The organism is Acetobacter sp. DsW_063, from assembly GCF_002153745.1.
Classification (GTDB): domain Bacteria; phylum Pseudomonadota; class Alphaproteobacteria; order Acetobacterales; family Acetobacteraceae; genus Acetobacter.
This window is the reverse complement of the sequence record NZ_JOPL01000005.1, coordinates 266979-275033: the sequence shown is the minus strand read 5'-3', so window position 1 is coordinate 275033 and position 8055 is coordinate 266979. Positions and strand designations below refer to the sequence as shown.

General features: G+C 58.0%; 4 protein-coding genes and 1 riboswitch. Of the genes, 1 reads left to right on the top strand and 3 read right to left on the bottom strand.

The annotated features are described in order from the left end of the window. The first annotated feature begins 239 nt into the window (after nucleotides 1–239). A riboswitch (TPP riboswitch) is annotated at nucleotides 240–398 on the top strand. 70 nt (nucleotides 399–468) lie between these two features. Then, a complete protein-coding gene (thiC, locus tag HK28_RS01305) occupies nucleotides 469–2307 on the top strand; it encodes a phosphomethylpyrimidine synthase ThiC (protein WP_086642788.1) in 1839 nt (612 codons plus the stop codon). 671 nt (nucleotides 2308–2978) lie between these two features. Here the strand turns inward: thiC and HK28_RS01300 are convergent. From HK28_RS01300 to gmk, 3 genes are all read right to left on the bottom strand, one after another. Beyond that, nucleotides 2979–5366, bottom strand: coding sequence for a bifunctional diguanylate cyclase/phosphodiesterase (locus HK28_RS01300; RefSeq protein WP_086642787.1), 2388 nt, complete (start codon nucleotides 5364–5366; stop codon nucleotides 2979–2981). Between the two features lie 212 nt (nucleotides 5367–5578). Then, nucleotides 5579–7012, bottom strand: a complete 1434-nt coding sequence (hldE, locus tag HK28_RS01295) for a bifunctional D-glycero-beta-D-manno-heptose-7-phosphate kinase/D-glycero-beta-D-manno-heptose 1-phosphate adenylyltransferase HldE (RefSeq protein ID WP_086642786.1) — start codon at nucleotides 7010–7012, stop codon at nucleotides 5579–5581. A 292-nt stretch (nucleotides 7013–7304) separates the two neighbouring features. Then, a complete protein-coding gene (gene gmk / locus HK28_RS01290; RefSeq protein WP_086642824.1) occupies nucleotides 7305–7964 on the bottom strand; it encodes a guanylate kinase in 660 nt (219 codons plus the stop codon). Nucleotides 7965–8055 lie beyond the last annotated feature (91 nt).

Below are 8055 nucleotides of genomic sequence, written 5' to 3'. Positions count from 1 at the left end.
TCACAACCTCTCGCTCAATTCAATACATTAATAGGTCCTGAACCTAGGGGGAGGATTTTTGATCTGGGCATATTAAGGCCGCTCCGTCTCAGCCCTCTCCATCGCGCAGCCCGACAACGCCTCACCAAGCCGCCCCGAAAGTCACTTCCCGACGAGTGCAATTTCGCGTGATAACACGCCGCATATCGCGACCCAATATAAGCTGATGTTGACAAGCACCGACCTTAGAGAGTGTGATCACGAGCACCAAGGGGGGTTCTGGCAAGGAACTGAGAGGTCATTGGGCGCGTGTCTGACACGTTGCCGCGTGACGACCCTGCCGGACGCCCCAATAAGGAGGCCGTCCGGGGAACCTGATCCGGTTAATACCGGCGGAGGGACTGGTCTGGTCGAGTGGCTCCGACTTGTTCGGATTCGTGGAAGCTTTCGACCGGTGCCCGTTCCTCGTTCGCATCGAGGACGCTTCTCATGAATCATATCGCCCCGCCCTCCCCGCAATCGGCGGCCCCCAGCCCCGGCGAAGTGACCACAGGTCCCATCTGGGGCTCGCGCAAGGTCTATTCCAGCCCGGAAGGCCGTCCGGACATCCGCGTTCCTTTCCGTGAAATCGCGCTTGACGCCTCGGCCAACGAGGCCCCGCTGCGTATTTACGATACGTCCGGCCCGTACACCGATTTGGACGCCGTGATCGACGTGCGTCAGGGCCTTCCGAAGGTGCGGGCCGAGTGGCTGGCCAGACGCGGATTTTCCGCAGCCGTGCCGCGCGCGGTCAAACCCGAAGACAACGGCGGGGCCACGGGCGATCGCCTTGTCGCTCCCTGCCCCGCGCCGCATGCCGTGCTCGAAGCCGGGCAGGCGAAACGGGTAACGCAGTACGAGTTCGCGCGCGCAGGCGTCATCACCGAGGAGATGATCTACGTCGCGCACCGGGAAAACCTCGGGCGCGTCAAAGCAGCTGAAGGCGCTAACGCCCGTCGCCGCGACGGCGAGGATTTCGGCGCAGTCATTCCCGAATTCGTAACGCCCGAATTCGTCCGTGACGAGATCGCACGCGGCCGCGCCATCATCCCGGCGAACATCAATCACCCGGAACTGGAGCCGGTCATCATTGGCCGTAACTTCCTGGTGAAAGTGAACGCCAATATCGGCAATTCAGCCGTCACCTCATCAGCCGCGGAAGAGGTTGAAAAACTCGTCTGGTCGATCCGCTGGGGCGCCGACACCGTCATGGACCTGTCGACCGGCCGTAATATCCACAACATTCGCGACTGGATCCTCCGCAACTCACCGACTCCGATCGGCACAGTTCCGCTGTATCAGGCCCTTGAAAAGGTCGGCGGTGACGTGTCCGCTCTCAACTGGGAAGTTTTCCGCGACACGCTGATCGAGCAGGCCGAGCAAGGCGTCGATTACTTCACCATCCATGCAGGCGTCAGACTCGCCCATGTCCCGCTGACCGCCGAGCGCGTGACGGGCATCGTGTCGCGCGGTGGGTCGATCATGGCCAGTTGGTGCCTGATGGAGCATCGTGAGAGCTTCCTTTACGAGCACTTCGAGGAAATCTGCGACATCATGCGCAAGTATGACGTCTCGTTCTCCCTTGGAGACGGCCTGCGTCCGGGCTCCATCGCCGACGCCAATGACGCAGCCCAATTCGCTGAACTGGAGACACTAGGCGAGTTGACCAAGATCGCTTGGGCGAAGGGCTGTCAGGTGATGATCGAAGGCCCAGGCCATGTGCCGATGCACAAGATCAAGGAGAACATGGACAAGCAACTGCGCGAATGTGATGAAGCGCCATTCTACACGCTTGGCCCGCTAACGACGGACATCGCGCCGGGTTATGACCACATCACCTCCGCCATCGGCGCCGCGATGATCGGCTGGTTCGGCACGTCAATGCTCTGCTACGTCACGCCAAAAGAGCACCTTGGTTTGCCGAACCGCGACGACGTCAAAGTCGGCGTCATCACCTATCGCATCGCCGCACACGCCGCCGACCTGGCGAAAGGCCACCCGGCGGCGAAGCTGCGCGACGACGCTCTGAGCCGCGCGCGTTTCTCTTTCCGATGGGAAGACCAGTTCAAGCTGTCGCTCGACCCTGATACGGCGCGCGCGTATCATGACGAGACGTTGCCGAAGGAGGCGCACAAGACAGCCCATTTCTGCTCCATGTGCGGGCCTAAATTCTGTTCGATGCGTATCAGTCAGGATATTCGTGACGACGCTCAGCGTCTGGCTGGTATGGAGCAAAAGAGCCGGGAGTTCCGTGATGCCGGCAATACGGTCTACGTGCCTGCTGAGTAAATAGGGCCGAGGTGACGCAGTCTCGCGCTGACTGCGTCACCCGCATCAGCCTTAATTAGCGCGCCATCGGTTACTGCTCGAATATGTGGGCGGTCTCAAACGCCGCGTAAAAGTCGGGAGAATGTGAAAACATGCCCTGCCAATTCCACGGGTGGGCCAGCCCGAATTCCGTGCGGGCCTCCTCGATCTGCGCAAGGAACGTCATTTCTTAACGAATACGCGGCACTTTGCATCCAGCTACATGGATGAGATGCAGAGCATGCGGAAAGTTATTTTTGGCGCGTTTTTGGCGGCGTACTCACTAGGCTATGCGCTAGCCCAAGATTACTCAACCGACCCCGCAATGAACAAATCTCATTGGGATTATACTGCGGGCAGTCGTCCGATCTCTCCACCGTCATACGAAAATGCTCCGCCGCCGCCCACGCAGGTCATCATCATGCCCAACTCCCCAGGTCACGGCGGAAGCACTTCGCCTTTCACCGGCGTTCCCTTTCAGCCGAAAAGTTTTGCGCACCGACGAAATGCTTTTCCAATTTTGGGAAATTCAAAATTTACACAATCAACATTGCGCCCACCGCGAACTGACACACCTCGGTAAAAGCACAATGAACATTGACGCTTGAATAGCGGCACATACCTAACATGAGCACCCGTCACCAGTAAGCCGGTTAAACAGGCGCAACAATACGATGATCTCTCGCTATGACCGAGGCTTCTTCCTCCGGCATCGGCCGTCCGAGTAGAAAGCCCTGCATTTCGTCGCAGCCACGTTCTGTAAGAAGGGAAAGCTGTGCCCCTGTTTCGATTCCTTCTGCCGTCACACGCAGGTTGAGTTTATGACTCATCAGAATAATTGCCTCTACAATGGTCCAGGCGTTCGGATCGTTGCTGATTTTTCCGATGAAGCTTCGATCTACCTTTACCTTGTCGAATGGAAAATTATGCAAATAAGCCAAGCTTGAATAGCCGGTGCCGAAATCGTCCAACGCCACTCGAACCCCATGATTTCGCAAGTCTCTGACCAACTCGAGTGCTTTAGCCGTATCTTCCATTAACAGGCTTTCCGTGACCTCCAGTTCCAGTCGCTCGGGATCGAGCCCCGTTTCCGCGAGGACTCGGGTAACCATTTCAACCAAATCGACTCGCTGAAATTGAATCGGAGAGAGGTTGACCGCGATACTGATGTCAGAACGCCATTTCGCAGCCGCGCTGCATGCCGTTCTAAGTACCCACTCGCCGAGAGGGACAATCAACCCAGTTTCCTCTGCCAGCGGAATAAAACGATCTGGTGGTATCATTCCTCGGGTGGAGTGTGGCCAACGCGCCAACGCTTCAAATCCTGTGATAACACCAGAAATATCAAACAAGGGTTGATAATGAATGACCAGCTCCTCTCGACTTAAGGCCGCTCGCAGGTCCAGTTCGATATCGTGGCGCTCACGAAGCGCGGCGTCCATACCCGAAGCGAACTCACAAGCTTGCCCTTTCCCTCCCTGCTTCGCCTGATACATAGCTATATCTGCCGATTTCAGGATGGAAACAGCCGTATCGCCGTCACGTGGACTCACAGCGACGCCAATACTGACACCCACGTAGGCGTCGTGCCCACTCAGTTCAAAGGGTCTCCACAAGCACGCGATGATCCTGCGCGCGAGTGCAACAGCATCCGAAATTTCCTCAACTGTTCTGAGAACTATGACAAATTCGTCCCCACCCAACCGAGCGATGTAATCTCCATCCCTCAACTCAGCCTGAAACCGATGAGCAACCTGCTTCAGAAGCATGTCGCCTGCGTGATGACCAAGCGTATCGTTAACAGCCTTAAAACCATCCAAATCAAGGCACAGAACTGCTGATTGTCCTCCTGCAACGCGGGTCTGGCTCAAAACTTGCGTCAATACGAGCTCAAGGCCTCGTCGATTTGGCAGGGACGTCAAGGAGTCGTGCAACGCCAAAAATCGAATGTGCTCCTCTGCCGCTTTTCGCTCCGTAATGTCACGCACAGCGAGAACAGACGCTTGCCCGTCAACATACGGAACAGATCTGGAGAGAATTTCGACCGCGACATGTCGTCCTGTCGCACTCACGAGTTCCAGTTGCTGTGGCGCCGACACGATTCCGGGTTCGGCTTTTTCATTGTTCAGGATCTCGACGGACGGAGGCTCTACGAACAGCTCTTCGATTGTGCGTTTTTTTGCCGTTTCAATGTCGAGTCCGGTCATCTCGAGTATTCGTTCGTTGGCGTCGATGATGTTCGATCCCCGATGAATGAGAATCCCTTCGAACGTGCCGTCGGCCAGATGTCGCATTCGGTCGCTTTCCCGCTGCTGCGCGCCAGCGACCCGGATATCAAGAAGCGAAGCGAGGAAAACGAGAAACATGACCGCCAGAAATTCCGACAGGCCAATGACCGCGATGGGCGAGAACGCCGCGCTGTCCGGCGTCTGGCTGGCGGACATCCAGTCTCCGAAAGGTAGGACCGATCCCATCGATCCCAGCGGGAGTTCCGTCAACGTGACCGCGAGCAACAGGCTCGACACCAGCACGGGTCGAGCGGCGATACTGCTTCCCAGTTCCCAGAACGCAAATCCGCACAGAGTCGAGCCGACAATCATCACCGCCATCACGGCTGAGAGATCGTACGCGAGCGTGAACGGTTGCACTATGGAAACGAGAACAGCGAAAGTAGAGCAGGACATTCCAAAGGCAAGCAAACACCCTGCAAGAATGACGTTTCTGATACTTCGACGCTGGCAAAGATAAAGATACCCCGAGACTGCCGCCGACAGGAACGTGATCGCACCTGCGAGCAACGTAACAGGCTCCGGTAAACGGCCCCACAGACTCGGGTAGGTCGACCATAAAGTATCGAAGAAAGTCGCCAATTCCGACGTCGAAACAACAGCGCCGAACACAAATATGCGAATCAGCCTTGGCCAACGCGAAACCGAAAGACAACGAACCGAAAGAAACCCGCCAAGGATGGCGAGCGCGAGCACCGTCAGATGCGATCGCACATGCTGCTCATTAAGCAGAAATGTAAAGAGTCGCTCCATGAGTCCGCTTCTCGAGATATTTACGAAGCGCCAGCCATCTGCGCCTGACTGAACTTAGGCGTCGATGTCTTAACGACGTCATAAAACGCTGCAAGAAACGGATCAGGCTGCATCGGGCGAAATCAGACCTCTCTGAAATCGCCATGACTTTCAAAGATTACTTGCAAAATCTAAGGCCGTTCTGAGGATTACTTCACCTTCCGCCTCGAACATCAATCCCCTGCGATACGCCGCACAGTCGCGGTCGTGGAGTGACCGGCTCGCAGATCCACCAGAACCAGTCGGCCTCCCGCCGCAATCACGTCACCGGCGCCGACCACCTGCTCAGGCGTGTAGTCCGCCCCCTTGACCAACACGTCCGGCATGAGCTTACGGATTATCTCCAGAGGCGTGTCTTCGGCAAAAGAAACCACCGCATCGACAGAGCGCAGCGCGGCAATGACGATGGCCCGGTCTGTCAGGGCATTTATAGGGCGCGTCTCCCCCTTAAGCCGTCGCACGCTGGCGTCGTCATTCAACGCCACGATCAGCCGGTCGCATTCGGCGCGCGCCGCAGCCAGCAGGCTGATATGCCCCGGGTGGAGGATATCGAAGCATCCGTTGGTGAAACCAACGGTCAGCCCCTGCTCCTTCCAGCGCACGACCTGACGCGCCGCCTGCTCCTGCGACAGCAGATGACCGACAGGCGACGACATATCCTGGGCTCGCAATTCGCCGAGCACCTCGGCGATATCTGCGGTAGCCGTCCCCAACTTGCCGACTACAACCCCGGCGGCGGCGTTGGCCACCCGCATCGCCTGTTCCCACGGCATACCGGACGCCACGGCCAGAGCCATAGTCGCGATGACCGTATCGCCAGCGCCGGAAACGTCGAAGACTTCGCGCGCCCGGGCCGGCGCGCCTACAGCCTGCCCGTCTCTCGGCACCAGCATCATGCCTTTCTCTGAACGCGTCGCGAGAATCGCTTTCGCTCCGGCCTGCGCCATGACAAGTCGCGCGGCCGCTTCCACCTCGGCGTCATCTCCGGCGTTTGCTCCAGCCGCCGCCGCGAGTTCCCGAGCATTGGGAGTGATGCAGGTCGCTCCATGGTAACGGCTAAAATCAGAAGATTTAGGATCGACGAATACAGGCACGCCCCTGTTTCTCGCCCCCTCCATCAGGTGACGCACGACAAGCGGATCGCACACGCCCTTGCCGTAGTCCGAAAGAATGACGACATCCGCTTCGGTCAAACGCACATCGATCGCCCGCTGCAATGCTTCGGCCTCCTCAGGCTGCAACGGTAGCCTGCTCTCTTCATCAGCGCGCACGACTTGCTGGTGGGTCGCGATATATCGGGTCTTGCAAATGGTCGGCCGATGCGCAGTCGTCACCAACGCGTCAGTGATCTGCTCGCCATGACGGAGTCGGTCGCGCAGGGTGGTGGCGGCATCGTCGTTTCCAACCAACCCGACGAGAACCGCCTTGCCGCCCAGCGAGATCACGTTGCTGACGACATTGCCCGCGCCCCCTGGCATCTCCCGGCGCTCTTTCAGCAACAGTACTGGCACTGGCGCCTCAGGCGAAATTCGCTCCATTTCGCCATAAAGGAAGCGATCGAGCATCACGTCGCCAATGCAGAGGACAGTGATCGCGGAAAAATCCATGACTTCAGCAAATCCGATGTTTCAAGCGTCGCCCGTTCAGACGACCGTTTGCATGTGACGGCCCTTGTCGCCAAACGCTGATACTGATGACGCTTTTATCGCAACGCGTTCTTCAGTCTTCAATATTTTCTCAGATGAAATCCGTAAGCGAAACAGCGTTCATCCACGCCAGACGTCCGCCGAAATCTGCATAACCAATAAGGTTGATGCAAGAATGGAACCAGCCGCTCCTGCAATCATGGTCTCCGATAGCTGAATAAACTATGACGCAACCTGAATTGCGCGTGACGCGTTACACAAAGAATCCGTCGACGAAGCTTTCAAGCCCTGTCTGCCGAAGAGTTTTTAACCGCGCGGATATCAACACCGCGCGGGCTTCAAGGAGCGCACGATCAAGATCCGTATTGACGATAACGTGGTCGAATTCGCGCCAGTGGGAAATCTCGTCGCGGGCCGCAGCCATGCGGCGACCGATCTCGTCCTCCGCGTCAGACCCGCGCGAATGCAGTCGACGCTCAAGTTCCGCCAAAGACGGCGGCAACACGAACAGGCTGATGACGTCGTCAGGCAGCGCCGCACGAATCTGGCGATGCCCCTGCCAGTCGATGTCGAACACCATGTCGCGCCCCTCAGCCAGTGCACGCTCCACCGGCTCGCGCGGCGTTCCGTAACCACGACCGAACACCGTCGCCCATTCCAGCAGTTCCCCGGCGTCGGCCATTCGCCGGAACTCTTCCATACTGCGAAAATGGTAATGCACCCCATCGACCTCTCCGGGGCGAGGCGCCCTCGTGGTGACGGAGACAGAATCACTGAGACGAGGCTCTGCAGCGCGGAGTGCGTTCGCGATGGTCGACTTGCCCGCACCGGACGGCGCAGAAATGACGAAACAGACGCCCCGCCGCGCCACTGCCGGACTGGCTACGCGGACTGGCGGCGCACTCCTTCGCATCGGATATTCGCCGGGGTGGTTGCTCGTCATGGTCTAATGATCCCAACACGCTGCGCCAGTCACTTGCGCCCTTCTATCAGCGTCGGGTTAA

What these genes read in the sequence shown, in the direction of transcription:
- HK28_RS01300 (WP_086642787.1), bottom strand. Translation starts at nt 5,366, where the DNA reads ATGGAGCGACTCTTTACATTTCTGCTTAATGAGCAGCATGTGCGATCG.
- thiC (WP_086642788.1), top strand. Translation starts at nt 469, where the DNA reads ATGAATCATATCGCCCCGCCCTCCCCGCAATCGGCGGCCCCCAGCCCC.
- hldE (WP_086642786.1), bottom strand. Translation starts at nt 7,012, where the DNA reads ATGGATTTTTCCGCGATCACTGTCCTCTGCATTGGCGACGTGATGCTC.
- gmk (WP_086642824.1), bottom strand. Translation starts at nt 7,964, where the DNA reads ATGCGAAGGAGTGCGCCGCCAGTCCGCGTAGCCAGTCCGGCAGTGGCG.